This is a genomic window from Allobosea sp. (genome assembly GCF_017308075.1).
Classification (GTDB): domain Bacteria; phylum Pseudomonadota; class Alphaproteobacteria; order Rhizobiales; family Beijerinckiaceae; genus Allobosea.
In genome coordinates this window covers 87,020-112,867 of the sequence record NZ_JAFKFX010000030.1, presented here as the reverse complement: position 1 = coordinate 112,867, position 25,848 = coordinate 87,020, and the positions used below count along the sequence as shown (strand labels likewise).

Below are 25,848 nucleotides of genomic sequence, written 5' to 3'. Positions count from 1 at the left end.
GTCAGGCCACCCGGATGCGCGGATCGAGCCAGGCATTGGCGATGTCGGCGGCGAGCGTCAGCAGCACATAGACGACGGAAAGCAGCAGGACGACGACCTGCATGACCGGGAAATCCTTGTAGGTGATGCTCTGATAGGCGAGGTAGCCGAGGCCATCGAGCGCGAAGATCGTCTCGATCACCACGGAGCCGCCGAGCAGGAAGCCGAGCTGCACCGCAGCCAGGGCCACGACGGGAACGACGGCGTTGCGCAGCGCATGCTTGAAGATGATCTTGCCGGAGGGCAGGCCCTTGGCCCGGGCGGTGCGGATATAGTCGGCCGAGAGCACTTCGATCATGCCGGCGCGGATCAGCCGCATGAAGGCCGGCGCGGCATAGTAGCCGAGCGCCACGGTCGGCATGATGTAGTGCTGCCAGGTCGCGGAGCCGGAGACCGGCAGCCAGCGCAGGGTGATCGAGAACAGCATCACCAGGATCAGCGCGAAGAAGAAGTTCGGCATCGCCTGGCCGAAGACCGCGACGGCGAGCGCCACCCGGTCGATCCAGCTATTGGCGTAGATCGCCGCGAGCACGCCGAGCGGGATCGAGATCAAGAGCGCGAAGGCGAGCGAGGTCAGGCCGAGGATCAGCGTCACCGGCATCTTGGCCAGGACCAGCTCGGAGACGTCGGTCTTGAAATAGATCGAGGTGCCGAAATCGCCGCGCAGCGTCTTCCAGAGCCAGTCGAGATACTGGACGAGGAGCGGCCGATCGAGCCCGTAGGTCTTGCGGATCACGTCGATGTCCGCCTGCTGCGCGCCTTCGCCGGCGATCGCGACCGCGACATCGCCGGACAGTCGCAGCAGGAAGAAGGCGATGGCCGAGACCGCGAGCGCGACCATCAGTGCCAGGCCAAGACGTTTGAGTATGAAGCCGAGCATGGGGCTTCCTTCGAATTTTGACGGTTCAATTCAAAGCGTCATCCCAGCGGCAGCGAAGCGGAGAGCCGGGATCCATGCCGGAACGGTTCGGGCATGGATCCCGGGTCGACGCGACTTCGCCGCTTGCCCGGGATGACGGGACTGGTTGGAGGAAAACGGCTGGACTTACTTCCAGCCCATTTCCCAGAAGCGGACCATCTCGTCCGGATAGGCCTTGAAGTTCAGGTCCTTGTTGGCGACGTAGTAGACCGGCAGCGAATAGAGCGGCGTCGCATAGGCCTTGTCGGCGATGATCTTGAGCGCGCCCTTGTAGGCTTCCTTGCGGACCGCCGGATCGACCGAGTTGTTGCCCTTGTTCAGGAGGTCGCGGACCGCCGGATCACGGGTGATGTCCTCGCTGCGGAAGGCGAAGTAGTTCGGGGTCGCGGCCGAGACGTCGTTGACCGAGAAGGAGCCCCAGGTCTGGTGGGTCAGCATCGCCTTGTTGGTGGCGATCTGCTCGCGCATCGCGGCATATTGCAGGAAGCGCAGATTGGTCTTGATGCCGACGGCCTGGAGATAGCCGATCAGCGCCTCGGTCTGGTTGCGCTCGCGATAGGCGACGATGTCCAGGGTCAGGTCCTTGACGCCGGCTTCGGCCAGCAGGGCCTTGGCCTTGGCGGGATCGTAATTGTAGCGCGCCGCGCCCTCGTCGGTGCAGCCGAACTGCGAGGGGAAGCAGATCGTGTTGATGACGCGCGAGCCTTCGCCGACGATGTTCTTGACCATCGCCTCACGGTCGATGGCGTGGATGATCGCCTTGCGGACGCGCTCATCCTTCAAGGCCGGCGCCGGGGTGCCGTCCTGGATGTTCATCTGCATGAAGACGATGCGCATCGTCTCGCCGGAGACGACCTGCAGGGTCGGCACGGTCTTGAGCTGATCGGCCTGGTCCTTGGGGACGTGCATGATCAGGTCGCCGCCACCCGAGAGCATCTCCGCCATCTGGGTCTGGCGATCCGGGATGAAGCGGATGTCGATCTTGCCGATCTTCGGCTGCGGCTTCGGCGAATCCTTGAAATAGTCCTTGTTGAGCTCGAGCGTGATCGACTTGCCCGGGACGTAGTTCGAGACCTTGTAGGGGCCCGAGCCGACCGGCTTCTCGTTCTGGCCCTTGGGGCCGACCTTCTCGTAATACTCGTTCGGATGGATCACCACCGGGCCGGCGAGATATTCGATCGCGGCCGGGAAAATCTCCTTGGTGGTCAGGCGGACCTTGTACTTGTCCAGCTTCTCGGCCTTCTCGATCCAGTTGACGTTGCCCTGGGTGACGACCTTGTTCTCGGGCTTGGAGATGAAGTTCAGCGTGTAGACGACGTCGTCGGCGTCGAACTCCTCGCCATTGTGGAACTTCACGCCCTCGCGCAGCTCGAACTCGATGGTCTTGTCGTCGATCTGCTTCCAGCTCTTGGCGAGCTGGCCCTTGTACTCATTGGTGTTCGGGTCGCGGTAGATCAGCGTGTCCCAGACATTGGCGCCGATGATCACGCCGATGCGGACATTGTTGAAGAACGGGTCGACGTTCTCGGGCGCCTGATCATAGGCGAAGCGGACCGTGTTGGCGGCCTTCTGGGCGGAGGCCGGCATGCTGGTCAGGGCCGCCATGGCGGTACCCGCCAGCGCGACGGCCAGCGTCTTCATCGAGATTCGCATTCTTATCCCCTCACGGCTTCATCGAGCGTGCTGACAAAGCTCCGCCACGGCTGGACTGCCGCAGTTTTGCTTTATTCGAAATCTGCCCAAGGATTGAGCTTGCCGCCATAAGAATGAATCGAAGGGATCGTTGCCGAACCGGCAAAGCTTCTCTAAAGCCGCGCCATGCAGACAGCGGCCCTCCGATATTTCCTGGCTGTGGCGCGGACCGGCTCGGTCAGCGCGGCGGCGCAGCGCCTGCGGGTGGCGGCTTCGGCCGTCAGCCGTCAGATCGCCAATCTCGAAAAGGAGCTCGACGCCGACCTGTTCGAGCGACGCTCGCACGGCATGATCGTGACTCAGGCGGGCCAGACGCTCGCGGCCTATGCCCAGCGCCTCGAGCTGGAGGCCGAGCAGGTCGTCAACGAGATCCGCGAACTGCACGGCGCCGGCCGGGGGCTGATCCGCCTGGGCGTCACCGAGGGCTTCGCCGTCTCCTTCATTCCCGAGACGATCTATGCCTTTCGGCAGCACTATCCGGACGTCGCCTTCGACATGAAGGTGATGTCGCCCCAGGTCGTGACCGAGCAGGTCCGCACCGGGGCGATCGATCTCGGCCTGACCTTCGTGCTGCAGCAGGAGCGTGGCGTCACCATCAACTGGCAATGTGCGACGCGAACCTACGCGTTCGTTGCGCCGCATCATCCACTGGTGCAGCAGGAAACCGTGCGAATCGAGGACATCTTCGCCCATCCCGTCGCGGTGCTCGACAGCGAGGCGACCGTGCGCAAGATCGTCGACATCTATTTCTCGGCGCGGGGGCTGACCGTCGATCCGGTGCTGACCTCGACCAATGTCGCGAGCCTGCGCCATTTCTGCAAACTCGGCGGCGCCGTGATGTTCGCCAGCTCGATCTCGTTCGGGGCCTCGATCCGCGATGGCTCGGTGGTGGCGCTGCCGCTGAAGGACGGCGATCTGCCGCCGCGCAGCCTGCAGATCCAGACCATGTCCGGCCGGGCACTGCCGAAAGTGGTGACGAATTTCATCGGCACGCTGATCGAGCGGCTGCAAAGCGAGAATGCGGCGGTCGCCGAGGCCGCGCCCGCAGGCGAAGCGGCGAGGCCGGGTGATCGTCCGCAAGGGCTACAGGGATGAGGCTCGATGACGTGACGGGCCAGGGCGCCGCGCCCGACACCATGGTGCCGCATCCGCACCAGCTGATAGCGCGCGACGCGATCCTGGCGGCGCGGGCGGCCGGCAAGCCCGGATTCCTGCTCGGCGATCTCACCGGCCTCGGCAAGACGCTCTCGGCCTGGCTCGCCATCGCGGCGATGCCTGAGCAGGAGGTGCTGGTGATCTGCCCGAAGGGTGCGATCCCGCAATGGCGGCGCACCATCGCCCGTTCCGGCCTGCCGCCGAAGAAGCTGACCCTGATGAATTTCGAGCGGACGAAGTCGCTGCTCGCGCCGCCGCCGGCGAGCAACAAGCGTTCGACCAGGGCGAAGAACAACGAACTCGCCAAGCATGGCACGCCGAAGCGAACCTGGCCGCTGGTGATGATCGACGAGGCGCACCGCATCCGCAATCCGAATTCGCAGCAGGGGCTGGTCTGCCGGCAGATGGCCGCGGCGGCGCAGTTCACGATCTATATGAGCGCGACGGCCGGGCAGGCGCCGCATGAACTCTCCTATCTCGCGAGACTGCTTGCGGAGGCGACCGGCGCGCCCGATGGCGATCTCGACGGTTTTCGGGCACTGATGAAGCGGCTGAAGATCGGCAAGGCCAGGGGGCGCTGGAAGAACTGGAGCTGGGAGGCGAACGAGTCCGACCGCAAGGTGATGGCCGAGCTGCTCTATCGCGGCCGCAACGCCATCGGCCTGCGCCGGCGGCCGGAGGAGATCGCCGGCTGGCCGGAGGTGCAGCGCGAACTCGCTCCCGTCGCGCTCGATGCGGGCGAGCGCAAGCTCTACGACGCGACCTGGCGCGAGTTCCGGCGCGAGCTCGGCCTCGCCGGCGGCTCGACCCGCAAGCCGGCCGGCTGGGCGGCGGATCTGCGCTTCCGCCAGAAGGCGAGCCTGCTCAGGACGGCGGGCACGGCCGATTTCTGCCAGGATCTGCTCGAGAATGACGAGCAGGTCGCGATCTCCGTCGCCTTCCTCGAAACCGGCGCCATGCTGGCGGAGAAGCTCGCAGGCCGAGGCTGGCGCGTCGGCTCGATCACCGGCGAGCATTCCGGCGAAGCCAATGAGGCGACGCGGATCGCCTTCCAGACCGGCAGGCTCGACGCCGTGATCTTCACCGTGACCGAGTCGATCTCGCTGCATCGGGCCGAGATGCCGGGCGGCGAGCGCGAGCGGGCGCTGGTCGTCCATGATCTGCGCCACAGCGCGATCCAGCTCCAGCAGATCGAGGGGCGTTGCCATCGCGACGGCCAGCACGCGACGATCTTCTACGCCTATGCCGAGGACACGGTGGAAGAGAAGGTCGCCGCGACGGTGCTCCAGCGCATGGCGGCGATGGAAGGGCTGGCCGGCGACGAGACCGCGCTGATCGAGGCGATCGCCGGCGAGATCGAGCAGGCGGCCCTGGCGAGGGAAGCGGCGTAGGCTTTTCGATGCTTTCCGTCATGGTCGGGCTTGCCCGCCAGCCACGTCTTTGCCGGTCGAAGGCCGTGTTCAAGACGCGGATGCTCGCCAGAAGGGCGAGCATGACGGAGCCGCTCAATTCATCTGGGTGCGCGGCGGAGCGTTCGGCGCCCGCTCGCTGACGCGCTTGGCCTCGTCGACAACGCGCTCGGTCGCGCCGACGGCCTTGGACCAGAGGTCGCGCGTATAGGAGCCCTGATGGACCACGGCGTCGTAGCCGATCGCGACGACCGCGATCACCAGCAGAATGCGAAACATGGGTTCCCCCGTCATTGCGATGTCGGCTGGAAGAACGCCTCGGCCGCCGGGCGGTTCCCGCAGCGTTCGGCGGTCGACCGGTTGACCGGGCCGGTGCGGCATTGTCCCCTCGCAGCCTGACAACGCTTCGCAGGGCCGCGGGAGAGAAACGGCATGTTCGACGATCTGAAGGGAAAGCGCGTGCTGGTGACCGGCGCTTCCTCCGGGCTGGGGGCGCATTTCGCCCGGCTGCTGGTGGAACGCGGTGCGCATGTCGCCGCTGCGGCGCGCCGTGCCGACCGGCTCGCGGCGCTGGCGCAGGAAGCCGCCGGCCTGCCGGGCAGGATCGTCCCGCTGGCGCTCGATGTCGCTTCGGTCGCCGCGATCGAGGCCGGGATCGGCGAGGCGGCCAGCCTGCTCGGTGGGCTCGACGTGCTCGTCAACAATGCCGGCGTCGGCGAGACGGAGCAGGCGCTTTCGGTGAGCGAGGCGCAATGGGACGCCCAGCTCGACGTCAACCTGAAGGGCTGTTTCTTCGCGGCGCAGGCGGCGGCGAAGATCATGGTGGATCAGGGAGGTGGCGGCGCCATCGTCAACATCGCCTCGATCCTCGGCGAGCGCGTCGCCGGCAGGGTCGCGCCCTATGCGATCTCCAAGGCGGGGCTGATCCAAATGACCAAGGCGCTGGCGCTGGAATGGGCGCGCCATGCGATCAGGGTCAATGCGCTGGCGCCCGGCTACATCATCACCGACATCAATCGCGAATTCTTCGCGGGCGAGTCCGGGGAGGCGCTGAAGAAGCGCATTCCGATGCGCCGGGCGGGCGAGCTCGAAGACCTCGACGGCCCCTTCCTGCTGCTCTGCTCGGATGCAGCCCGCTACATGACCGGCGCAGTCGTCGCCGTCGATGGCGGCCATCTGGTCAGCGGTCTGTAGGGGCTGCGCCTCACCGTCATTCCGGCCGCACCGAAGCGGAGCGCCGGAATCCATGGCCTCGACGCTGCTCCAGCTCGTCATGCTCGCCCTTGTGGCGAGCATCCACGTCTTGAACACAGGTCTCTGCCAGCGAAGACGTGGATGGGCGGGACAGGCCCGACCATGTCGGAAAGGGCTGTGTTCATGGCTTCCGGGCTCAGGCCTGTGACCTGCCCCGGAAACAACGCGGCGTGTTCTAGCTGGCCGGCAGCAGGTCCCTCAGCCTGATCAGGGCGATCTTCTCGACCTGCGTCAGTGCGGTCTCGAACTCCTGCTCCGGCGTGCTCTTCAGCCTGGCCTCGAAGGCGGCGAGGATGTCCGCCTTCGTCAGCCCCTTCACCGCGAGAATGAAGGGAATGCCGAATCTGGCCTTGTAGGCCTCGTTCAGCGCGGTGAAGCGGGCGCGCTCATCCGAGGTCAGCCGGTCGAGCCCGGCCGAGCCCTGTTCGCCGGCCGATTCCGGCGTCAGCTCTCCCGCCGCAGCGATCTTGCCGGCAAGGTCCGGATGGGCGAGGAGCAGCGCCTTCTGCCGCTCGCGCGGGGCGGCGCGCATCACCGCGACCATCGCCCGGTGCAGCGCCTCGGCGCCGTCATGCTGTGGCCCGAGCCCGGCAGCATGGGTCGCCTCGGCGATCCAGGGCGAATGCTCCCAGATGCGGCCGAAGGCCTCGACGAACAGCGCTTTCGGCACGGCCGAGGGGCGATAGCCGCCGGCGGGCGGATGCGTCCGCACCCAATGGCGGGCGATGTCGAGCCGGGTCGCGACCCAGACGCGCTCATGGCTCTGGACATAATCGAGGAAGCGGGCGAGGGCCGCGGCGCGGCCCGGGCGGCCGACGAGGCGGCAATGCAGGCCGACCGACAGCATCTTCGGGGCGGTCTCGCCTTCCGCATAGAGCGTGTCGAACGAGTCCTTGAGATAGGCGAAGAACTGGTCGCCGCTGTTGAAGCCCTGCGGCGTCGCGAAGCGCATATCGTTGGCGTCGAGCGTATAGGGCACGGCGAGTTGGGGGCCATGCGGGCCTTCGAGCCAGTAGGGCAGTTCGTCGGCATAGACGTCGGCGGTGTAGAGGAAGCCGCCTTCCGCCATGGTCAGGGGAATGGTGTTGACCGAGGTGCGGCCCTGATAGCAGCCGAGCGGGCGCTCCCCGGAGAGCTCGGTCTGGATGCGGATCGCTTCCTCGATATGGGCGCGCTCGGTTTCGGCTGGCAGGTCGCGATAATCGATCCATTTCAGCCCGTGCGTGGCGATCTCCCAGCCGGCCTCCTGCATCGAGGCGACGATCTCGGGATAGCGCTGCAGCGCCGACGCGACGGCGAAGACCGTGACCGGCAGCTTGCGCTGCGTGAACATCCGCCAGAGCCGCCAATAGCCGGCGCGCGAGCCGTATTCGTAGAGCGACTCCATGTTCATATGGCGCTGGCCGGGCCAGGGCGCGGCGCCGACGATCTCGGAGAGGAAGGCTTCCGAGGCCGCGTCGCCATGCAGCGTGCAGTTCTCGCCGCCTTCCTCGTAGTTGATCACGAACTGCACCGCGATCCGCGCCTCGCCCGGCCAGTGCGGATGCGGCGGGGTGCGGCCATAGCCGACGAGGTCGCGCGGATAGGATGAGGGGTTCATAGCTAGATTCAAGTCCATGCGGAGGTGATTCAGGAGCGGCGCGTAAGGCGTTGGAAACGGAATCGTTTCGCCTCAGCTGCCGCGATAGGTCGAGTAGCTCCAGGGCGAGGCGAGAAGCGGCACGTGATAGTGCCCCTCCGGCTCGGCGATACCGAAGCGGATCGGTACCTGGTCGAGGAAGGCCGGCTCCGGCTGGGCCGTGCCGAGTCCCCGAAAATAGTCGCCGATGCGGAAGCTCAGCTCGTAGCAGCCTGTCGTCAGCGTGCCGCTCAGCAAGGGGGCATCGGTGCGGCCATCGGCATTGGTCTGGGTTTCCAGAACGCGATTGCGCGAGCCGTCCGGAGCGATCCAATCGAGCGTGAGGCGTACCCCCGCTGCCGGCCTGCCATTGACCGTGTCGAGCACATGCGTCGACAAGCGCCCCATGCCTGATCCTTTCGCTGGTGAAGCCGCGGGAGCGCGGCGGGAATGATGCTTGCGTTCCGGAAAAGGCCGAACCTAGTCTGGAAGCCGCATGCAAGTTCCATCCCCGAATCTGCCCTGTCAATTCGCGCGCCGAGGCGCCTTCGCGGAGACGCCGCATGCTTGAGGCCTATCTCATGGAATGGGGCGGCATGCTGCTGCGCTGGCTGCATGTGATCGCCGCCATAGCCTGGATCGGCTCGTCCTTCTTCTTCATCCATCTCGACGCCTCGCTCAGGGCGGCGCCCGACGCGCCCAAAAACGCGGCCGGCCAGCCGACCCAGTTCCTCGCCTGGCAGGTGCATGGCGGCGGCTTCTACGCGATGCGGAAATATCTGGTCGCGCCGGAGGTGCTCCCGAAGGAACTGACCTGGCACAAATGGCAGGCCTACTGGACCTGGATCTCCGGCTTCTTCCTCCTGGTCTGGGTCTATTACGCCCAGTCGGAACTCTATCTGATCGACCCGGCGGTGATGGCGCTCTCGCCCTTCGCGGCAGGGGCGATCGGCATTGCGGCTTTGGCCGGCGGCTGGCTGTTCTACGACCTGCTCTGCAAGTCGCCGCTGGGCAGGAACGACGTCGTGCTCGGGCTGCTCGGCTTCGGCTATGTCATCGCAGCGAGCTGGGCCTTCTCCAGTGTCTTCTCAGGCCGCGGCGCGCTGATCCATACCGGCGCGCTGATGGCGACGATCATGTCGGCCAACGTCTTCTTCGTGATCATGCCGAACCAGCGCAAGACCATCGCCGCGATGGTCGCCGGCGAGGTGCCCGATCCGAAATACGGCAAGCAGGCCAAGCAGCGCTCGCTGCACAACAACTACATCACCCTGCCGGTGCTGTTCCTGATGCTGGCGAACCATTACCCGGTGACCTACGCCAATTCGGCGGTGATCCCGGTTCTGGTCGCGCTCGTGATCGTCGCCGGCGCGCTGATCCGCCACTTCTACAATGTCCGCCATGCCGACCATGCGAAATCACCCTGGTGGACCTGGGCGGTGGCGGCGCTGGCGCTCTGGCTCGCCTTCTGGGGCGCGATGGCCTCCTCGCCCGGCGGGCGCGAGCGGCTCGGCCTGAAGCCGTTGCCGGAGAGCAAGCCGATCATGCTGGCCGGGCTGGTGCCGCCGCCGGCCGAGGTCGCCAACATTGTCACCGGGCGCTGCGCCATGTGCCATGCGCCGGAGCCATCCTGGCCCGGCATCGGGGTCGCGCCGAAGGGCGTCTATCTGCACGAGCCGGAGCTGATCGCGCGCCAGCGCCATGCGATCGGCGTGCAGGCGGTGATGACCCATGCCATGCCGCCGAACAATCTGTCGGGGATGACCAGGGATGAGCGGCGCCAGCTCGCCGCCTGGGTGGCGCAGAAGCGCTGAACTGTGTCGGGAATGCCTTTTCTTCCGTCCTCATCCTTCGAGACGCGATCTGCGATCGCTCCCTAGGGTGAGGGCTGAGAACCAGATTCCGCGACCCTGGTAGCGGCGCGTTGACGCTGCCGCGTGAATCTGAACGGCGCGCCGGTTTCATTCAGTTTCGGTTCACGTCGCGGGCCGCATTTTTCCGGCCTGTTCAAATCGGCGTGAACAACCCCCCGGCAAGCGGGCGGTGGGCGCGCCCCAGGGACCGGGGGGTCCAGTTGGACCACGCATCGACCAAGGGTGCCGGCTACAAGCTGGCGGCCGTGCTGTTCCTGTGCGCCTGGGTGGCGCTGTGCTGGCCCTGGCTCTCCGGGGCGGTGACGATTCCATTCGACGCCAAGGCGCATTTCCAGGCGCAGATCCAGTTCCTCGCGCAGGCGCTGCATTCCGGCCAGTCGCCGTTCTGGACGCATAACGTCTTCGGTGGCTCGCCGCAGATCGCCGATCCGCAATCGCTGATCTTCTCGCCGGCGATCCTGCTGGCGCTGATCAACCCTTCGCCGAGCTTCCGGGCGGTCGACGCCTATGTGCTGGCGCATCTCCTTGTCGGCGGCCTCGCCTTGCTGATGTTCTTCCGCGACCGCGGCTGGCATCCGGCGGCGGGCCTGCTCGCGGCGCTGGTCTTCGCCTTCGGCGCCTCGGCGGCCTGGCGCGTCCAGCATGTCGGGCAGATTTCGAGCCTCGCCTTCTTCGCGCTCTCCCTCTGGCTGACGGCGCGCATGCTGCAGCGTTCCTCGCTGCTCTATGGGTTCCTCGCCGGGCTGGCCTCCGGGATGATGGTGCTCGATCCCGACCAGGTCGCGCTGCTCGGCGCCTATGTCCTCGTCGGCATGGTGGTTTCCCACTGGATCGCGGAAGGCAAGGCGGGCTTCCGCGCCAGCCTCGCGCCGATCGCCGCGGCCTCCGTCGCCGGTATCGCGACCATCGCCGTGCCGCTGCTCTGGACCTGGCTGTTCGCCGAGGCGACGACGCGCCCGGCGGTCGATTTCGTCGAGGCGGGGAGGGGCTCGCTGCACCCGGCCTCGCTGCTCACCGCCTTCATCGGCGACCTGTTCGGCGCGAGCGACCCGGCCGTCGACTTCTGGGGGCCCTACAGCCCGCAATGGGACGCCAAGGAGCTGTTCCTGTCGCAGAACATGGGGCAGGTCTATGTCGGGGCGCTGCCCTTCCTGCTGCTGATCGCGCCGGGTCTCAGCCGTGGCTGGCTCTGGGACAGGGCGATCCGGCCCTTCACCATCCTGTTCGTGCTGATGGTGCTGTTCTCGCTTGGGCGCTACACGCCGTTCTTCCACCTCGCCTATGAGTACCTGCCCGGGGTCAAGGCGTTCCGCCGGCCTGCCGACGCGACTTTCCTGATCGGGGCGCTCGGCGCGGTGCTCTCGGGCTATCTGCTGCACCGGCTCCTGACCGAGGAGAAGGCGAAGGCCCCCTGGCGCGATCTCGGCATCGTGGCGCTGGTGCTCGCGGCGTTGATCGCCGGGGCGCTGCTGGTCGCGCAGCGCGAAGGCCATCTCGGCGATGCCTGGTGGCCGAGCGCGATTGCGGGGCTCTGGTTCGCGCTCGCCGGGGGCATCGTTCTCGCCCTGACGCGCTGGCGCGCCGCGATCGGCCCTCTGGCGGCGAGCCTGATCGTCACGGCCGCCGTCGGCGCCGATCTCGCGTTCAACAACGGTCCGAACGAGTCGACGGCGCTGGCGCCCGAGCTCTACGACGTGCTGCGGCCGGAGACGCAGAACGAGACGGTCGCCGTGCTCAAGCGGCTGACGGCGCAGCCCGCCGACTCGCCGCGGCGGGACCGGGTCGAGCTGCTCGGCCTCGGCTTCGAATGGCCCAATGCCGGCATGATCCACGGCTTCGACCATACGCTGGGCTACAACCCGCTGCGGCTTGCCGATTTCTCGGACGCCGTCGGCACGCGCGATTCGATCGCCGGGCCGGACCAGCGCGTCTTCACGCCGCTGTTCCCGTCCTATCGCTGCCGGCTCGCCGATTTCCTCGGCCTGCGCTACATCGCTTCGCGCGTGCCGATCGGCCAGGTCGACCGGACGCTGCGGCCGGGCGATCTCAAGCTCGCCGCCTACACCAAGGACGGCTTCATCTACGAGAACCCGCGCGCCTTGCCGCGCGTGCAGTTCGTCGGCGGCTGGCAGCTCGCCGATTTCGAGGGGATGAAGACGGCCGGCAAATGGCCGGATGCCGACCCACTACAGGTCGTCCTGCTCGACAGCGAGCCGGGCGAGGGCGTCGCCGAGGGGCCGAGCCGCGCCCAGGGCGAGGTCAAACTCAAGCGCTACGGCAATACCGAGGTCGAGATCGAGGTCGCAAGCGCCCAGGCCGGCTTCGTCGTGCTCAACGACATCTGGCATCCCTGGTGGCGCGCCGAGCTCGACGGCACGGAAGTCGAGATCCTCAAGGCCAATGTCCTGTTCCGGGCGGTCAAGGTCCCCGCCGGCAAGCACAAGGTCCGCTTCGTCTTCAGGCCGCTGGAAGGCGCGATCGCAGAACTGCGCGATCGTGTTAGCGAGCCGCAGGAGGAGAGCGCCGTGGCCGAGCAGGCGCCGGAAACCGTGCCCGTGACGCCGGCAGCCCTGCCTGTCGCGCCACGCAAGCCGGCTCGCCCGTCGCCCGACCTCACCGCCTCGTCATCGGCGCATTAGCCCGGCGCGTCCGGCTGCGCAGCTGCGGCCGGAGGCTCGCCTTCCTCCTGGCCGGAAGTTATGAAGCGCCATGCAACAGGCGCTCCTGATCATCGACGTGCAACCCGGCTTCGATCCGCCGGAATGGTTGGTCGAGGGGATCGGCAGACTGATCGGGAGCATGCCTTCGGTCGCTACGGTCGAACGCCATGACGAAGCCGTCACGCCGTTCCGGCGCCAGCTTGGCTGGGCCCCGGCGCCGGACGATGACAGCCTGATAGCGGCGGACCTCGTCCATGTGAAGCACGGCTATGGGCCGCCTCCCGAGACGGTCGCCCATCTGAAGAACCTGAATCCGGAGCGCGTGCTGGTCTGCGGCATCCAGACCGATACTTGCGTCCTCGCCGCCGGCTTTGCGCTGTTCGATGCGGGGCTGATGCCGACGCTGATCAGCGACCTGACCGTCGGCTCCTCGCTGGATCGCTCGGGCGAACTCGGCGTCCGGCTCTGGCGTCACCATTTCAGGCACGTGATCACCAGCCGCGAGCTCGGACTGGCCGATCCACGGACGGCGTGAATCCGGCGGCGTTGGTCCGCCGGTATCCGCGCCTCAGGCGACGCCGAGCTTCTTCTGGAGCGAGCTCGACGAGGTCGTGTACTGGAAGGTCAGCCGCTTCTCCGGATAGACGTAGCGGTGGACCTTCTGGGCGGCGAGTGCGGCCTCGTGGAAGCCGGAGAGGATCAGCTTCAGCTTGCCCGGATAGGTGTTGATGTCGCCGACGGCGAAGATGCCGGGGACGTTGGTCTCGAACTTCTCGGTGTCGACCGGAATCAGGTTCTCGTGGAGATTCAGGCCCCAATCGGCGATCGGCCCGAGCTTCATGGTCAGGCCGAAGAAGGGCAGCAGCGTCCCGCAGGGGACTTCGAAGGCGGCATTGGCGTTGTCGCGGCAGATCGCGGCCTCGAGCGTCGTGCCGTCGCCGCGCAGGCCGGTGATCTGGCCGATCTTCAGGTCCATGGCGCCGGAAGCGACGAGGGCGCGCATCTGCTCGACCGAATGCGGCGCGGCGCGGAAATCGTCGCGGCGGTGCATCAGCGTGACACGCTTGGCGAGCGGCTGCAGGCTCAGCGTCCAGTCAAGGGCCGAATCGCCGCCACCGACGATCAGGATCTCGCGGTCGCGGAACATCTCCATCTTGCGCACGGCGTAATAGACGCCGCTGCCGTCGCTGCGGTTCTCATAGGCCTCGATGCCGGGGATCGGCGGCTTCTTCGGCAGGAAGGAGCCGCCGCCGGCGGCGATCAGCACGGTCTTGGCGTCGAAGACCGTGCCGGCATCGGTGCGCAGCCGGAACCGCGGGGCCTCGGGCGTGCCGAGGACCTCGACCGCCTCGATCATCTGGTTGAGGTGGAAGCTCGGCCCGAACGGCCGAATCTGCTCCATCAGATTGTCGACCAGCTGCTGGCCGGTGACGAGCGGGAAGCCGGGAATGTCGTAGATCGGCTTCTCGGGATAGAGTTCCGCGCACTGCCCGCCGACCTTCGGCAGGATGTCGACGAGATGGGCCTTGATGTCGAGCAGGCCGAGCTCGAACACGGTGAACAGGCCGCAAGGGCCCGCGCCGATGATCAGCGCATCGGTTTCGATGATCTCGCTGGCGGGCAGGTTCTCGTTGGCGGTCGCGGCGGTCATGATGCAATCCCTGTGGAGGCTGGCAGAGGCGCGCCCTCGCCTCGGGCGCCCTCCGTTGCCGCAAATTCAGCCGCAAGGCAATGCGACACGCCGTAGCCCGGCCGTCGCATCGCTGCATGGCTTCCCGCTGCGCGCGGCGGGGCGACCTGGCTCAGGCGCCGGTGTCGGCGACGAGCCCGGCGGCGGCGATGCCGGCCAGCGCCGCGGCTTCGTCATTGTCGGAGGTGTCGCCGGAGATGCCGATGACGCCGAGCAGGGCGCCGTCCGCATCGCGGATCAGCGCGCCGCCGGGCACCGGAACGAGCGAGCCGCCGATGGCGAGCGAGGCGCCGCTGATGAAATGCGGGCGTTCCAGAGCCATCTTGTTGAGGGCGCGCGGCCCGACGCCGAGCGCAACCGCGCCATTGGCCTTGCCGAGCGCGATCTCGCCGCGCTTCAGGCTGGTGCCGTCCTGCGCGATGAAGAGCTTCTGGGCACCGCGGGCATCGAGCACGGCGATGGCGAGCGGCTTGAAGCCTTGCTCGCGCGCATGCTTGAGCGCGCCGTCGACGATGGTGCGGGCCTGATCGAGAGTGAGCATGGTCATGGCGTATCCCTTGTGGACGGAGGGCTCGCGAGGGCGCGCGCTCCGGCGCCGGTCCGGCAGCTCCGACGCTTCTGCCAGTCGTCCGCGCCGTGCGGAAGCGCTTCTCCCGGTCGGGGCGCGGTCTGGAGTTCTGTCTTGAACTTGTGACGCCGAGCGGGCTTCATGGGCCCCCAGCTACAGGAGGACGTCCCATGGGCTTGTTCAGTTTCATCAAGGAAGCCGGATCGAAAATCTTCGGATCGAGCCCTGCCAAGGCGGCGACCTCCGAGGAGTTGCAGAAGGAACTCGCCAGCCATGGCCTGCCGGCCGGCGTCGAGGTCAAGGTCGAGGGCGATAAGGTCAAGGTCAGCGGCAACGCGGTTTCGACCGAGGAGGCCGAGAAGATCATCCTGGCGCTCGGCAACACGACCGGGGTCGCCTCGGTGGAATCGGAGCTGATCGTCAACAAGGAGGCGCCCGCCGCCGTGTTCTACACGGTGAAGAAGGGCGACACGCTCTGGAAGATCGCCGAGGTGCATTACGGCAAGGGCCAGGGCGCCAAATACACCGAGATCGTCAAGGCCAATACGCCGCCGGTGAAGGATCCCGACCTGATCATGCCGGGCTGGGTGCTGCGCATCCCGCCGCAGGCCTGAGAAACGGCATAGCCAATTCGTCGAGCAAGCCCGGTTCCCGGTGGAGCCGGGCTTGCTTCGCGTCGGATTTGGCCGTCATGTGACTGGACGAGACGGGGCACGCGGCCGGTATGGGCGCGAAAAGCTCTGCGAGGGGCAGACGAAGCGAGCGCGATCCCGGGGAGGGGACCGATGAATTTTGACCGTCGCAAATTCTTGATGCTGACCGGTTCGGCGGTGGCCGCGCCGGCGGTGCTGCGTGCCACGCGGGCGAACGCCCAGGAAGTGACGTTGCGCATGCACCACTTCCTGCCGCCGGTCTCGAACGGGCACGCCAAGTTCCTGAAGCCCTGGGCCGACAAGGTCGGGGCCGATTCGAACGGCCGCATCAAGATCGACATCTTCCCGTCCATGCAGCTCGGCGGCACGCCGCCGCAGCTCTTCGACCAGGCGCGCGACGGCGTCGTCGACATCGTCTGGACCCTGCCCGGCAACACGCCCGGCCGCTTCACCGGCATCGAGGCGTTCGAGCTGCCCTTCGTGCCGAACAAGCGCGCTTTGGTGAACTCGCTGGCGCTCACCGACTATGCCGAGCAGCACCTCAAGGACGAGTTCAAGGAGATCAAGCCGATCTGCTTCTGGGCGCATGATCACGGGCTGATCCACGCCAACAAGCCGGTGAAGACGATGGAGGACCTGAAGGGTCTGAAGCTGCGCTTCCCGACCCGCCTCGCCGGCGAGGCGCTGCGCGCGCTCGGCGCCAACGCCATCGGCATGCCGATCCCGCAGGTGCCGGAATCGCTGGCCCAGCGCGTCATCGACGGCTGCGTCGTGCCCTGGGAGGTCGTGCCGTCGATCAAGGTGCAGGAACTGGTCAAGAACCACACCGAGATCCCGGGCTCGCCGACCTTCTATGTCGCGACCTTCGTGCTGGCGATGAACCGCGCGAAATATGACGGGCTCGCGCCAGACCTGAAGGCGATCATCGACAAGAACGCCGGTGCCGCGGCGGCCGCGATGGCCGGCAAGGTCTGGGACGAGCAGGCGGTGGTCGTCGCCGAGATGGTGAAGAAGCGCGGCAACAACATCATCACGATCGACGAGGCCGAGGCGGCGCGCTGGCGCAAGACCACCGAGCCGGTGATCGAGGGCTGGCTAAAGACCGCCAAGGACAAGGGCCTCGACAGCGAAAAGCTGCTCGCCGCCGCCCGTGCCGCGCTCGCCAAGCACCAGAACGCGGCCTGAACCGACGGATGGCGGACGAGCTGGGCGATAGGCCGCCATCGCGGATCGACGCGGTGGCGGAGGCGGTGGCGCTCATCGGTGGGGCGCTGCTGGTCGGGCTGGCGACCATGGTCGTGGTCAGCGTCACCCTGCGCAGCGACCTGGTCGGCGCAGCTGGCGTGCCCGGCGATTTCGAGCTGGTGCAGATGGCGACGGCGGTCGCGGCCTTCTGCTTCCTGCCCCTCTGCCAGCTCCGGCGCGGCAATATCTTCGTCGACACCTTCACGCTCAAACTGCCGCGGCGCTGGCGCGATGGGCTCGATGCGCTCTGGGACGTGGTCTACGGGCTCGCCATGGCGCTGATCGCCTGGCGGCTCGGCGTCGGTGCGCGCTCGGCCTTCGTCAGCGGCGAGAACACCATGGTTCTGCAATTGCCGAGCTATCTGCCGATTGCGGTCTGCGCCGTGCTTGCGGGTTTCGTCGCGCTCGCCGCCTTCGTCAGCGCGAGCCGCCTCATGAGACCGTCGCGATGAGCGGCTTCTCCCTGGCTCTTACCGGTTTCGGCGTGATGCTGGCGCTGATGGCGCTGCGCCTGCCGATCGGGCTCGCCATGCTCGTCGTCGGCAGTGCCGGCTATGTTCAGCTCAACGGGCTCGAGCCCTTCCTGAACTATATCCGCACCACCCCCTACCAGATCTTCGCCAACTACACGCTCTCGGTGATCCCGCTCTTCGTGCTGATGGGGGCTTTCGCCGAGCGCTCGGGGCTGGCGGGGGACCTGTTCAAGGCCGCTTCCGGTTTCATCGGTCACCGCCGCGGCGGGCTGGGCATGGCGATGATCGGCGCCTGCACCGGCTTCGGCGCGATCTGCGGCTCCTCGGTCGCGACCACCGCGACCTTCGCCCGCGCGGCGCTGCCGCAATTGCGCGGCTATCGCTACGATCCGGGCTTCGCCTGCGGCGTCACGGCGGTCGGCGGCACGCTCGGAATCCTGATCCCGCCCTCGGTCATTCTCGTCGTCTATGCGATCTCGACCGAGCAGAACATCGCCAAGCTGTTCCAGGCGGCGCTGATCCCCGGGCTGATGGCGACGGCGTTCTACTGCCTGACCATCGGGATCATGTCGCGGCGCGACGCCACGCTCGGCCCGGCGCATGAGCGCATTCCCTGGCGCGAACGCTGGCCGCTGCTGATCGGTGTCATCCCGGCGCTGGCGGTCGCGGTGATCGTGGTCGGCGGCATCTATGGCGGCATCTTCACGCCGACCGAGGGCGCCTCTGTCGGGGCCTTCATCATGCTGGCGATCGGCCTGTTCCGCCGCACGCTCGGCTTCGAGGGCATCAAGCAGGCGATCCTCCAGACCGCCGAGACCTCGGCGATGATCTTCGCGATCCTGCTCGGGGCCGAGGTCTTCAACGCCTTCCTCGCCCTGACGCAGGTGCCGACCGCGGCGGCCGAGATGATCGCGGCCTCGGGCTGGCAGCCCTATACGGTGCTGATCGGGCTGCTGCTGTTCTACATCGTGCTCGGCGGCGTGATGGACGAGCTCGCCATGATCCTTTTGACGCTGCCGGTGTTCTTCCCGATCGTCACCGCGCTCGACTTCGGCATGCCGGTCGACGACATCGCGATTTGGTTCGGCATCCTCGTCTTGATCGTCGTCGGAATCGGCATGACCTGCCCGCCGATCGGTCTCAACGTCTTCGTCGTCGCCTCGCTGGCGCGCGACGTGCCGATCACGCGGATCTATCGCGGGGTGCTGCCCTTCGTCGCCTCCGACATCATTCGCCTCGGCATCTGCGTGGCATTTCCGGCCCTGAGCCTCTATCTGGTCAAGCTCCTGAACTGAAGCGCCGCCGGAGCAAGGGCATGATCGTGAACGACCTCGACATCGACGCCGTCAAGGCAGGGCTCGCCGCCGGCTCCATCCTGATCGTCGACGTGCGCGAGCCGCATGAATTCGCCGCCGGGCGCATCCCCGGCTCGCTGTCGCGGCCGCTCTCGCAGTTCGATCCGGCCGATCTGCCGAATGAGCCGGGCAAACGACTGGTGCTCTCCTGCGCCGCGGGCGTGCGCTCGCTGCGCGCCATGGAATTCGCCCAATCGGCTGGCCTCGATGTCGATAGCCATTATAGTGGCGGCTTCAAGGATTGGGTCATGCATGGCGAGCCGGTCGAGCGCTGAGCGGCCTTTGGGGCCGAATGGGTTCAAGCGCCGCCGGCTGCGATGCCGGCCGGCAGGATCGGGAATGCGGCATGCCGTCTAGAATCCATCTTCGCTCCGCAACCTTGGCGCTGGCGCTGATGACCTGCGGACTGACGGCCCTTGTTCCGGCTTCCGGCCTGGCCCAGGGGGCAGCCGCTCCGGCCGCGACCCCGGCGGGCGATGCCGGTCTTCAGGCGGCGATCTCGAAATCCAACGCCTACACGGCCCTGATGAACCGGACGCTGCGCGCCAATCAGTCCTGGGAGCGCTATGCGAGCTGGGTCGACATGAAGAAGGGGCCGACCGGCAAGGAACGCTACATCTCCTACGGGCTCTACAGCCTCTACGACGTCAACAGCGAGATCGCGGCGGCCGAGCAGGCGACGGTGCGCGATCCTGCGCTGCCCGAGATCGACCAGACGATCCGGCGCTATATCGCAGCCTATCAGGCGCTGGCGCCGTTGATCACGCGGGCCGAGCGCTATTACGAGCGCAAGGACTATCGCGACGACGGCGCCGCGGAAGGGCGCAAGCTGCACGAGCAGATGGTGCCGGCCGCCAAGGCCCTCCTGCAGGAGCGCGCGACGCTCGATCGCCAGATGCGCGTCTTCAAGCGCGATCTCGACGCCAAAGAGCTGGCGGCGATCGAGGCGCGCGAAGGCAAGTCGGCGCGCTGGCAGGTCCGCAACATCATGATCAACGCTCGTGCCGTCGTCGACCTGATGCCGAGCAATGAAAGCCCGATCGTCGATCTCAAGGCGTTCGACGTGGCGGTCGCCGGCTATGCCGCCGCGGTGCGCGAGATGGACGATTTCAAGGAGCGCGAGCCCAAGGGCGTGCCCTTCATCGAATCGCAGGCGAGTTCCTGGCTCGGCAAGGCCAGGGATTTCCGCGAGAAGCTCGGCAAGTCGAAGGGCGATGTCCGAAGGGGCGCGGCCAATGACGCGAACTGGCTGATCACCAATTACAATACCATGGTTTCGCTCGCCGATACCGCGGTGCGGATGGCGCGCTGACGGACCCCTCGTCCCGAAAAAGGCGCCGCCGGCCTGCGTTGCGTGCAATGGGGCAGGCATCCAGCCGGGGCTGACTGCAAGCCGAGCCTGTTTCAGACTCTCTTTCGAACAATTCCGAGGACACCGCCATGCGCCCCATGAAGTTCGGAGTAGGCCAGCCGGTTCGCCGGGTCGAGGATCAGCGCCTGACCACCGGCACGGGCCGCTATACCGACGACACCGCGATCGAAGGCGCGCTGCACGCCTATGTGCTGCGCTCCCAGCACGCGCATGCGCGCTTCAGGATCGTCGACAAGCAGGCGGCGCTGAAGCTCAAGGGCGTCAAGTTGATCCTGACAGGCGAGGATGTCGCCGATCTCGGTGACATCCCCTGCAAGGGGCTGATCAAGGAAATCTCGGGCGAGAACGTCAAGCCGACGGATGTCCCGGTCCTGCCCGTCGATACGGTACGCCATGTCGGCGAGGCGATCGCCTTCATCGTCGCCGAGACGCTCGACCAGGCGCGCGATGCCGCCGAGGCGATCGAGATCGAATTCGAGACGCTGCCCTCGATCACCGGCATCGAAGCGGCGCTGGAGAAATCGGCGCCGCAGGTCTGGCCCGGCCGTGCCGGCAATGTCGCCTTCGAGGCCGAGCAGGGCGACCGCGAGAAGGCCGAGAAGGCCTTCGCCAGGGCCGAGCGCACCGTTTCGGTGACCATCGTCAACAACCGGCTCGCCTCCAACTACATGGAGACGCGCGCCTGCATCGCCGAATACGACAAGGCGACCAAGCGCTGGACGCTGACGCTCGGCAGCCAGGGCAGCCATGGTACGCGCGATATCCTCGCCAAGAACATTCTGAAGGTCGATCCTGCCCGGATTCGGGTGATCACGCCCGATGTCGGCGGCGGTTTCGGCACCAAGATCTTCATGTATCGCGAATACCCGCTGACCATGGTCGCGGCCGAGAAGCTGAAGCGCCCGGTGCGCTGGGTCGCCGACCGGACCGAGCATTTCCTCGCCGACACCCATGGCCGCGCCAATCTGACGACGGCGACGATGGCGCTCGATAAGCGCGGCAAGTTCATCGGCCTCAAGGTCGATCTCGCCGCCGATATGGGCGCCTATCTCTCGCAATATGGGCCCTTCATCCCCTGGGTCGGCACGACGATGACGCCGGGCTGCTACAATATCCCGGCCGTGTATGTCCGCTTCCGCGGCGTCTTCACCAATACGACGCCGGTCGACGCCTATCGCGGCGCCGGGCGGCCGGAAGCTGCCTATCTGATCGAGAGGCTCGTCGACGCGATCGCCCATGAGACCGGCAAGACGCCGGATGCCGTGCGGGCGCTCAATTTCGTCAAGCCGAGCGAGATGCCGCACAAGACGCAGACCGGCCCGGTCTATGATTCCGGCGAGTTCGAGGGCCATATGCGCCGCGCCATGGAGGTGGCGGACTGGAAGGGCTTCAAGTCCCGGCTGAAGGCCTCGACCAAGGCCGGCAAGCTCCGCGGCATCGGCCTCGCCTGCTATATCGAGGCCTGCGGCGGCGGCGGGCCGGAAAGCTCGACCGTCATCCTTGAGAAAGACGGCACCGTCACCGTGCTGATCGGCACCCAGTCGAACGGCCAGGGCCACGAGACCGCCTATTCGCAACTCGTCGCCCAGCATCTCGACATCCCGATGGACAGGATCCGCGTCGTCCAGGGCGATACCGACAAGGTCGCCACCGGCTCGGGAACGGGCGGTTCGCGCTCGATCCCGGTCGGCGGCGCGGCGCTGAACGCGGCGACGGGCATCCTCGCCGACAATCTCAAGAACCTCGCTTCGGAGGCACTCGAGACCAGCGCCGGCGATCTCGAGATCGTCGACGGGGCTGTGCGCATCGTGGGTACCGACAAGAAGCTCGACCTCAAGGCGATCGCCAATCTGCCGGGCGCCAAGGCCGAGCAGCTCAGCGTCCACCAGAGCTGGACGCCGCCGGAGGCGACCTATCCGAACGGCACCCATGTGGTCGAGATCGAGGTCGATCCCGCGACCGGGGAGACGCAAATCCAGAACTATGTCGTGGTCGACGATTTCGGCGTGACGCTGAACCCGATCATGCTGCAGGGCCAGGTCCATGGCGGCGCGGCGCAGGGCATCGGCCAGGCGCTGATGGAGGAGATCCGCTTCGACTCGTCCGGTCAGATGCTGACCGCGACCTTCATGGACTATGCCCTGCCGCGCGCCATCGACATCCCGAACTTCCATTTCGAGACGCGCAACGTTCCCTGCGTCACCAACGCCATCGGTGTGAAGGGTGCGGGCGAGGCCGGAGCGATCGGGGCCTGCCCGGCGGTGATGAACGCCATGGTCGATGCGCTGAACCGGGCAGCGGGCATCAAGGCGATCGATATGCCGGCGACGCCCGCCAAGGTGTTCGCGGCGCTGCGGGCGGCCGGATACGGAGGTTGATGCAAGATCGAGTTTGCATTCGCGCAAACAATTTCACACGAATGCGACTTGGCGCCGTCATCGTCATCGGTTGATCTGGAAGCGTTCCAAACGGCGCCGGTCCCGGCGCCAGCCTTCCAGAGGATATAGCGTATGATCCGCACTGCTCTCGTCGCCCTTGGCCTCGCCATCGGCGTCTCTGCCGTCGTCGCTCAGTCGAACCCGATCGCAGAGCGCAAGGACGCGATGAAGAGCGTCGGCGCGGCGACCCGTGAAGGCGCGGCCATCGCCAAGGGCGAGGCGCCGTTCGACGCTGCCAAGGTGAAGGGCATCTTCAAGGTCTACAGCGACGCGGCCAAGAAGGTCCCGGCCCTGTTCCCGGACAATTCCAAGACCGGCGGCGAGACCACGGCCGCCCCGAAGGTCTGGGAGGACCAGGCCGGCTTCAAGACGGCCTTCGCCAAGTTCGAGGCCGATGCGGCCAAGGGCGCTGCCAGCGCGACGGATCTGGCTACGTTCCGCGCGGCGTTCGGCGACGCCACCAAGAATTGCGGCAGCTGCCACGAGGCCTACCGCATCAAGAAGTGAGGGGCCTCGCCAGCGAGGTCCTTTGCAGCCGTCATTTCGGACAAGCAGCGCAGGTGCGCAGCTCCGGAATCCATCGTAGCGCATTGAGCCCTATGATGGATTTCGGCGCGCCGCTGCGCCGCGGCCGGAATGACGGCGCTTGTTTTCGACGAGGTGTCGGGCCGTTCTTGACCGACGGGCTTTTCGGCCGGGCCTTCTTGGCCGAAACTGCCTTGGACATGACGGGCCACAGATGAGGAACCGATGCGCCGCCTGCTGATAACCCTCCTCGTCTTCGCTCTGGCGGGCATCGCCGGCTTCTTCGTCCTCACCGATCCGCGCGTGGTCTCGCCGGGGCCGGAGATCGGGACCCTGCCGCAGCCGGATATCGAGAACGGCAAGCTGCTCTTCGCCGCGGGCGGCTGCGCCTCCTGCCATGCGACGCCGGGCCAGGACGACAAGACGCGGCTCGGCGGCGGGCTCGAACTCGGCTCGCCCTTCGGCAAGTTCCACGCCCCGAACATCTCGCCGCATACGCGCGACGGCATCGGCAACTGGGGCACGGCCGATTTCATCCAGGCGATGGCGGCCGGCGTCTCGCCCGCGGGCCAGCACCTCTATCCGTCCTTCCCCTATACCTCCTACCGGCTGATGACGCCGAAGGCGCTGGCCGATCTGCTGGCCTATATCCGTACGTTGCCGGCGGTCGAGGGTAGGGCCCCGCCGCATGAGCTGCCTTTCCCCTTCAACATCCGCCGCATGGTCGGTGGCTGGAAGCTGCTCTTCTTCGACGGGGCGCCGTTCAAGCCCGATCCGACGAAGAGCGACGAGTGGAATCGCGGCGCCTATCTGGTGCAGGGGCCCGGCCATTGCGCCGAGTGCCATTCCGCCCGCAACAGTCTCGGCGCGATCGTCCAGGCGACGCGCTATGCTGGCGGGCCTGATCCGGAAGGCAAGGGCTGGGTGCCGAACATCACGCAGTCGGAGGACGGCTTAAGCAAATGGTCCAAGTCCGAGATTGCCGAATTGCTGAAATCGGGCTTCACGCCGGAGTTCGACAGCGTCGGCGGCTCGATGGCGGCGGTGGTGCGCAACACGGCGCAGCTTCCCGAGGCCGACCGGCTGGCGATGGCGGAGTACCTGAAATCGCTGCCGCCGGTGCAGGGACCGCCGCGGCCGCCCAAACCCGCGTCGGGCGGCTGATAGGCTCCGCTGCAGGTGGCAGAGGTCGCCGCCGGGCGCTCAGTCCATCACCGCCGCTTTGAGGATGCAGACCATCAGGGCGGTGCCCGGCTTGTCGCCGACGCAGCGCACGACATGCTGACGGTCGCAGCGATAGCGCAGGGTCTCGCCGGCCTTGGCGCGCTGGGTGATGCCGCCGACCTCGACCTCGAACTCGCCGGCGCTGACCGAGAGCGACTCGATCGAACCGCGCTGGTGGCCTTCGGAATCGAGCTCGCCGCCCGGCTCGGCGCTGACCTCGTACCATTGCAGCCATTCGACGGTCTTGATCCAGCCGATGATGGCGAGCCGGAGCTTGCCGTCCTCGGAGACCAGGATCGGCGTGTCCGGGCGGACGATCTTCTCGATGAAGGCCTCTTCCTCATTCGAGGAGAGCACCCGCTCGATCGAGACGTCGAGCGCCTGCGACAGCCGCCAGATCGTCGCGAGCGTCGGATTGGTTTCGTTCCGCTCGATCTGGCTGATGATCGACTTGGCGACGCCGGACTGCTCGGCGAGTTCCGAGAGCGAGAGATTATAGGCCTTGCGCAGCCGCTGGATCGTCTTGCCGAGCTGACCGGAGATCACCTGCGCGCCGGACTCCATCTCGCGGCCGCCACGTTCTCTGGTTTCGATGCCCATAGGATCCTTGCCTCATCGCTTCACCGCTCGTTTGGGAAAGCGAACGATCGTTTGTATTGGCGGACAATGCCTCGGATTGCTCCAAGCAGCAAGCAAAGGCTTCCGCGTCAGGTCGAGCGCGAAGGGCCGACCTCGCGGGTCTCGCGCTTCAGCAGGCCGAGCTGCTTCTCGCGCAGGATCACATAGATCCCGGAGGCGATGACGATCAGCGAGCCGGTGATGACCGCCGCCGCCGGCCATTCGCCGAAGAAGAACCAGCCGAGCGCAGTCGCCCAGATCATCGTCGAATACTCGAAGGGCGCGACCAGCGAGGCATCGCCATAGCGATAGGCCTGCACCAGCAGGATCTGGCCGAGGCCGCCGAGTACGCCGATCGTCACCAGCAGCAGGAATTCCTGCCAGTTGGGCATGGTCCAGCCGAGAAAAATCGTCAGCAGGCCGAGCAGGGAGGTCAGCGACATGAAGTAGAAGACGATGGCGCCGGTCTTCTCCGTGCGGGTGAGCATGCGCACCTCGACCGAGGCGAAGGCGGAGCAGAAGGCGCCGCCGAGCGCCAGCAGCGCGCCGATGGCGGGAGCGCCCGACAGCCCCTGCGCGAACGCATCCGGCTTCATATGGGGGAAAAGCATCAAGAGCACGCCGAGGAAGCCGACGCCGACTGCCGTCCAGCGATAGACCCGGACCTTCTCCTTGAGGATCAGGGCGGCCAGCGCCACCAGGATCAGCGGGGCGGCGTAGCCGATCGCCACCGCATCCGAGAGCGGCAGCAGATGCAGGGCAGAAAAGCCGAGGAACATGCCGGTCGAGCCGATGATCCCGCGCTTCATATGGCCGCGCAGATTGCTGGTCTTGAGGGCGCTCGGGAACTCGCTGCGCCAGGACAGCCAGATCACCAGCGGGATCAGGGCGAAGAAGGAGCGGAAGAACACCAGCTCGCCCGTCGGATAGCGCGCGGCGAGCAGTTTGATCGCCGCCGACATCAGCGTGAAGGACAAAGCCGAGAGCAGCTTGAAGCTGATGCCGAGAAGAGGGGACAAAGCGAAGTTCGGGGCGTGGGGGAGGAGACTTGTACAGGACTGCTTAGA

24 protein-coding genes are annotated in these 25,848 nt (G+C 66.8%); 15 read left to right on the top strand and 9 right to left on the bottom strand.

Features of this window, described 5'->3' with window-relative positions; translation table 11 throughout:
- Position 1: 1 nt before the first annotated feature.
- Both J0J10_RS12200 and J0J10_RS12195 read right to left on the bottom strand, forming a co-directional pair.
- On the bottom strand, positions 2–919 hold the full coding sequence (locus J0J10_RS12200) for an ABC transporter permease (protein ID WP_291634248.1): 918 nt from the start codon (positions 917–919) through the stop codon (positions 2–4).
- A gap of 165 nt (positions 920–1,084) precedes the next feature.
- Positions 1,085–2,599, bottom strand: a complete 1,515-nt coding sequence (locus J0J10_RS12195) for an ABC transporter substrate-binding protein (protein ID WP_291646832.1) — start codon at positions 2,597–2,599, stop codon at positions 1,085–1,087.
- A 177-nt stretch (positions 2,600–2,776) separates the two neighbouring features.
- Between J0J10_RS12195 and J0J10_RS12190 the strand changes: the two genes are divergently transcribed.
- Positions 2,777–3,745 (top strand): LysR family transcriptional regulator, encoded by a 969-nt coding sequence (locus tag J0J10_RS12190; RefSeq protein ID WP_291646831.1) that lies wholly within the window; start codon positions 2,777–2,779, stop codon positions 3,743–3,745.
- Positions 3,742–5,196 (top strand): SNF2-related protein, encoded by a 1,455-nt coding sequence (locus J0J10_RS12185; RefSeq protein WP_291646830.1) that lies wholly within the window; start codon positions 3,742–3,744, stop codon positions 5,194–5,196. The genes J0J10_RS12190 and J0J10_RS12185 overlap by 4 nt, the downstream gene beginning before the upstream one ends.
- A gap of 114 nt (positions 5,197–5,310) precedes the next feature.
- Here the strand turns inward: J0J10_RS12185 and J0J10_RS12180 are convergent, their stop codons facing one another.
- Positions 5,311–5,493 (bottom strand): hypothetical protein, encoded by a 183-nt coding sequence (locus J0J10_RS12180; protein ID WP_291646829.1) that lies wholly within the window; start codon positions 5,491–5,493, stop codon positions 5,311–5,313.
- A gap of 153 nt (positions 5,494–5,646) precedes the next feature.
- On the opposite strand from J0J10_RS12180, the gene J0J10_RS12175 reads away from it, so the two are divergent.
- The gene (locus J0J10_RS12175; RefSeq protein WP_291646828.1) at positions 5,647–6,408 is read left to right on the top strand and encodes an SDR family NAD(P)-dependent oxidoreductase; all 762 of its coding nucleotides are present in this window, start codon (positions 5,647–5,649) and stop codon (positions 6,406–6,408) included.
- A 235-nt stretch (positions 6,409–6,643) separates the two neighbouring features.
- On the opposite strand, the gene puuE is transcribed toward J0J10_RS12175, so the two are convergent.
- Both puuE and uraH read right to left on the bottom strand, forming a co-directional pair.
- Positions 6,644–8,068 carry an allantoinase PuuE gene (puuE, locus tag J0J10_RS12170; protein WP_291646827.1) on the bottom strand — a complete coding sequence of 475 codons (1,425 nt, stop codon included), beginning with the start codon at positions 8,066–8,068 and terminating at the stop codon, positions 6,644–6,646.
- A 72-nt stretch (positions 8,069–8,140) separates the two neighbouring features.
- Positions 8,141–8,494, bottom strand: a complete 354-nt coding sequence (gene uraH, locus J0J10_RS12165) for a hydroxyisourate hydrolase (RefSeq protein ID WP_291634262.1) — start codon at positions 8,492–8,494, stop codon at positions 8,141–8,143.
- 155 nt (positions 8,495–8,649) lie between these two features.
- Between uraH and J0J10_RS12160 the strand changes: the two genes are divergently transcribed.
- The 3 genes from J0J10_RS12160 to J0J10_RS12150 all read left to right on the top strand — a co-directional run bounded on the left by J0J10_RS12160 (position 8,650) and on the right by J0J10_RS12150 (position 13,155).
- Positions 8,650–9,900, top strand: coding sequence for a urate hydroxylase PuuD (locus tag J0J10_RS12160; RefSeq protein ID WP_291646826.1), 1,251 nt, complete (start codon positions 8,650–8,652; stop codon positions 9,898–9,900).
- A 260-nt stretch (positions 9,901–10,160) separates the two neighbouring features.
- Positions 10,161–12,599: a glycosyltransferase family protein gene (locus J0J10_RS12155; protein WP_291646825.1), complete on the top strand. Its 2,439-nt coding sequence runs from the start codon at positions 10,161–10,163 to the stop codon at positions 12,597–12,599.
- Between the two features lie 70 nt (positions 12,600–12,669).
- On the top strand, positions 12,670–13,155 hold the full coding sequence (locus J0J10_RS12150; RefSeq protein WP_291634268.1) for a cysteine hydrolase family protein: 486 nt from the start codon (positions 12,670–12,672) through the stop codon (positions 13,153–13,155).
- A gap of 33 nt (positions 13,156–13,188) precedes the next feature.
- On the opposite strand, the gene J0J10_RS12145 is transcribed toward J0J10_RS12150, so the two are convergent.
- Together J0J10_RS12145 and J0J10_RS12140 are read right to left on the bottom strand one after the other, a co-directional pair.
- On the bottom strand, positions 13,189–14,271 hold the full coding sequence (locus J0J10_RS12145; protein WP_291646824.1) for an NAD(P)/FAD-dependent oxidoreductase: 1,083 nt from the start codon (positions 14,269–14,271) through the stop codon (positions 13,189–13,191).
- 151 nt (positions 14,272–14,422) lie between these two features.
- Positions 14,423–14,857, bottom strand: a complete 435-nt coding sequence (locus tag J0J10_RS12140; protein WP_291646823.1) for a GlcG/HbpS family heme-binding protein — start codon at positions 14,855–14,857, stop codon at positions 14,423–14,425.
- A 191-nt stretch (positions 14,858–15,048) separates the two neighbouring features.
- Here J0J10_RS12140 and lysM point away from each other — a divergent pair, with 191 nt between their 5' ends.
- The 9 genes from lysM (at position 15,049) to J0J10_RS12095 (ending at position 24,103) form a co-directional block, all read left to right on the top strand.
- Positions 15,049–15,492, top strand: coding sequence for a peptidoglycan-binding protein LysM (gene lysM / locus J0J10_RS12135; RefSeq protein ID WP_066472202.1), 444 nt, complete (start codon positions 15,049–15,051; stop codon positions 15,490–15,492).
- A 171-nt stretch (positions 15,493–15,663) separates the two neighbouring features.
- Positions 15,664–16,716 (top strand): TRAP transporter substrate-binding protein, encoded by a 1,053-nt coding sequence (locus tag J0J10_RS12130; RefSeq protein WP_291646822.1) that lies wholly within the window; start codon positions 15,664–15,666, stop codon positions 16,714–16,716.
- Between the two features lie 8 nt (positions 16,717–16,724).
- Positions 16,725–17,228 carry a TRAP transporter small permease gene (locus J0J10_RS12125; protein ID WP_291646821.1) on the top strand — a complete coding sequence of 168 codons (504 nt, stop codon included), beginning with the start codon at positions 16,725–16,727 and terminating at the stop codon, positions 17,226–17,228.
- On the top strand, positions 17,225–18,544 hold the full coding sequence (locus J0J10_RS12120; RefSeq protein WP_291634280.1) for a TRAP transporter large permease: 1,320 nt from the start codon (positions 17,225–17,227) through the stop codon (positions 18,542–18,544). Before J0J10_RS12125 ends, J0J10_RS12120 begins: the two co-directional genes overlap by 4 nt.
- A gap of 20 nt (positions 18,545–18,564) precedes the next feature.
- Positions 18,565–18,879, top strand: a complete 315-nt coding sequence (locus J0J10_RS12115; protein WP_291646820.1) for a rhodanese-like domain-containing protein — start codon at positions 18,565–18,567, stop codon at positions 18,877–18,879.
- A 71-nt stretch (positions 18,880–18,950) separates the two neighbouring features.
- The gene (locus tag J0J10_RS12110) at positions 18,951–19,916 is read left to right on the top strand and encodes a YiiG family protein (protein WP_291646819.1); all 966 of its coding nucleotides are present in this window, start codon (positions 18,951–18,953) and stop codon (positions 19,914–19,916) included.
- Positions 19,917–20,044: 128 nt separating this feature from the next.
- A complete protein-coding gene (locus J0J10_RS12105) occupies positions 20,045–22,354 on the top strand; it encodes a xanthine dehydrogenase family protein molybdopterin-binding subunit (protein WP_291646818.1) in 2,310 nt (769 codons plus the stop codon).
- A 132-nt stretch (positions 22,355–22,486) separates the two neighbouring features.
- Positions 22,487–22,921, top strand: a complete 435-nt coding sequence (locus J0J10_RS12100) for a c-type cytochrome (RefSeq protein ID WP_291646817.1) — start codon at positions 22,487–22,489, stop codon at positions 22,919–22,921.
- A 243-nt stretch (positions 22,922–23,164) separates the two neighbouring features.
- Positions 23,165–24,103, top strand: a complete 939-nt coding sequence (locus J0J10_RS12095; RefSeq protein WP_291646816.1) for a cytochrome c — start codon at positions 23,165–23,167, stop codon at positions 24,101–24,103.
- A 39-nt stretch (positions 24,104–24,142) separates the two neighbouring features.
- On the opposite strand, the gene J0J10_RS12090 is transcribed toward J0J10_RS12095, so the two are convergent.
- Together J0J10_RS12090 and J0J10_RS12085 are read right to left on the bottom strand one after the other, a co-directional pair.
- The gene (locus J0J10_RS12090) at positions 24,143–24,763 is read right to left on the bottom strand and encodes a helix-turn-helix domain-containing protein (protein WP_291634293.1); all 621 of its coding nucleotides are present in this window, start codon (positions 24,761–24,763) and stop codon (positions 24,143–24,145) included.
- Between the two features lie 107 nt (positions 24,764–24,870).
- The gene (locus J0J10_RS12085) at positions 24,871–25,800 is read right to left on the bottom strand and encodes a DMT family transporter (protein WP_291646815.1); all 930 of its coding nucleotides are present in this window, start codon (positions 25,798–25,800) and stop codon (positions 24,871–24,873) included.
- Positions 25,801–25,848: the final 48 nt, after the last annotated feature.